The organism is Coleofasciculus sp. FACHB-712, from assembly GCF_014695635.1.
Classification (GTDB): Bacteria; Cyanobacteriota; Cyanobacteriia; order Cyanobacteriales; family FACHB-T130; genus FACHB-T130.
Window position 1 is genome coordinate 1 of sequence record NZ_JACJOQ010000090.1, and the last position, 2,825, is coordinate 2,825.

The 2,825-nt window shown below is 50.8% G+C and carries 1 protein-coding gene; it reads left to right on the forward strand.

The window, feature by feature from the left end:
- Positions 1–2,825 (forward strand): EAL domain-containing protein (locus H6F50_RS02210; protein WP_190425850.1); only part of this gene is annotated, 2,825 nt, incomplete at both ends.

Genomic DNA, 2,825 nt, shown 5'->3' on the forward strand with positions numbered 1-2,825 from the left:
TCCGAAGCACTGCGAATCATCGCTCGTCAGGTTGCGGCTCAACAAGAACTACGCCGTGGTTTGAACCGCTTAACCCGTGCCCCCCAATCGCACTCACGAGGGGAAGAACAGCAAGAGCGTTTCTTTACGCTCTCTGAGGAGCGCCTGCGCCTACTAGAATCCATTGTTATCAATGCAAATGACGCGATTGTCATTACAGAAGCCGAGCCATTGGAAGAGCCGCTTGGCCCCAGAATTGTCTATGTAAATCAGACCTTCACCCAAATGACCGGCTATCAACCGGAAGAGGTAATCGGTAAGACTCCCCGGTTGTTGCAAGGACCGAAAACTGAGCGATCGCAACTTGATAAAATTCGTCAAGCTTTGTCACGATGGGAGCCGGTCAGAGTCGAGTTGATTAACTACCGCAAAGATGGTTCCGATTTTTGGGTAGAACTGAATATCTTACCCCTGGCAGATAGTACGGGTTGGTTTACCCATTTGCTAGCGGTGCAACGAGATATTAGCGATCGCAAAGCCGCTGAGTACGAACTAAAATCTCATGCGCGGGCTTCAGCAGTGGTGGCTCAACTAGGGCAAGGTGCGCTCTCTGGCACCAATCTAGATGCGCTGATGCAAGAAGCGGTGAAGTTGGTTGCCCAAACCTTGGAAGTGCCCTATTGCCAGGTTATGGAACTGATGCCGGGAGGCAATGCTTTCTTCATGAGGGCGGGCATTGGTTGGCAGGAAGGGTTGGTGGGTTCGGCAATCATCGGTGCCCACGATCGTTCCCAGGCAGGATATACCTTGCTGACGGGGAAGCCGGTGATTGTGGAAGACCTCCGGATCGAAACGCGCTTTTCCGGAACGCCACTGCTGCACAACCACCGTGTAATTGCTGGCATGAGTGTGATTATTCATAGTCAGGGGAACCCCTTCGGTGTTTTGAGCGTTCACACCCCAAACCACCGATGGTTTACGGAAGACGAAGTTCATTTTTTGCAAGCGGTTGCGAATGTCTTGGCAACGGCGAACGAACGCCAGTTAGCGGAAGAGGCGCTGCGGGAAAGTGAAGAGCGCTATGCATTGGCGGTTCGGGGGAGTAACGAGGGGTTGTGGGATTGGAACCTGAAAGCGGAAACCTTCTATTTTTCGCCGCGCTGGAAATCGATGTTGGGTTGCCAAGAGGATGAAATTGGCGATAGCCCGGAGGAGTGGTTTAACCGCGTACATCCAGAAGATTTGGAGCGAGTCAAAAGCGCGATCGCTGCCCATCTAGAAGGGTTGACTCACCACTTCGAGAAAGAATATCGGATGTTACATAAAGATCAAACCTATCGATGGATGCTTTGTCGAGGAATGGCGATTCGAGATGCCAATGACAAAGCCTACCGCATGGCAGGATCGCAGACGGATATTACCGACCGCAAGGTGGCTGAGGAACATCTCATCTATGATGCATTTCACGATCCGCTGACAGGTTTGCCCAATCGAGCCTTATTTATGGAGCGGCTGTCCCAGGCGATCGCCCGAACGAGAAGACAGCCAGAACATCTGTTTGCCGTCTTATTTCTGGATCTCGATCGCTTCAAAGTCGTCAATGATAGCCTCGGTCATGTCGTCGGAGACCAACTGCTGGTTGCGTTAGCAAAGCGGCTGCAAAGCAGCGTCGCTTCTTACCTGCAAGGCTCTCTGTGTGGCAGCAATACTGTGGCACGGCTTGGGGGCGATGAATTTGTCATTCTCTTAGAAGATATTCAAGATATCGGCGTCGCAGAAGCGATCGCCAAACGCATCCAAAAAGACCTCCGGCAGCCTTTCAACCTAGACAGACACGAGGTCGTCGTGACAGCCAGCATTGGCATTACCTTAAGCGCAATCGAGCAACAAGGCTCATCAGGCACTTACAAAACTTGCCCCTATCCCGGAGACATTCTGCGTGACGCCGACATCGCCTTATATCAAGCCAAGGCGCTGGGCAAAGCCCGTTACGAAGTGTTTACCACCACCATGCACACTCATGCGGTGGCTCGCTTGCAGCTAGAAAACGATCTCAGACAAGCCCTAGCCCAGGCTAAGGTAAAAGACCGGCTTCAAACAAAAACTGTCAATTCTTCTGGTTACTCTTCACTCAGCCGTGAGTCCGCATCCTTCAGTCATTCCTTCCTGCTTCACTATCAGCCCATTGTCTGCTTCATGACTGGCAGAATTACTGGTTTCGAGGCACTGGTGCGCTTGTCTCACCCGTTTCGCGGCTTGATTTCCCCAGTTGATTTTATCCCGATTGCAGAAGAAACAGGTTTAATCATCCCTTTGGGAGCGTGGGTTCTGCGCGAAGCCTGCCGTCAAATGCGGCTTTGGCAACAAGAATTTCCTGACTTAGCACCATTAACCATCAGCGTTAATCTTTCCGGCAGACAGTTTTCAAAACCTAATTTGGTCGAGCAAATTCAGCAAATTCTCCAAGAAACCGAGTTACCAGCACCAAGTCTAAAACTGGAAATTACCGAAAGTGTGGTGATGGAAAATGCTGCCGCCGCTACGGCTAGTTTAGAGCAACTAAGCAACTCCGGAATTCAACTTAGTATTGATGACTTCGGAACCGGCTATTCTTCTTTGAGTTATTTGCACCGCTTTCCGCTCAATACTCTGAAGATTGACCGCTCCTTTGTTAGCCGGATGGATGCAGGCGAAAATTCTGAGATTGTAAAAACGATTGTTACGCTGGCTCACCATCTGGGATTAGATGTGATCGCAGAAGGTGTAGAAACGGCGGCTCAGATGGAACAACTGCGATCGCTACGCTGCGAAGCTGGGCAAGGATTCTTCTTTTCCAAGCCACTAGA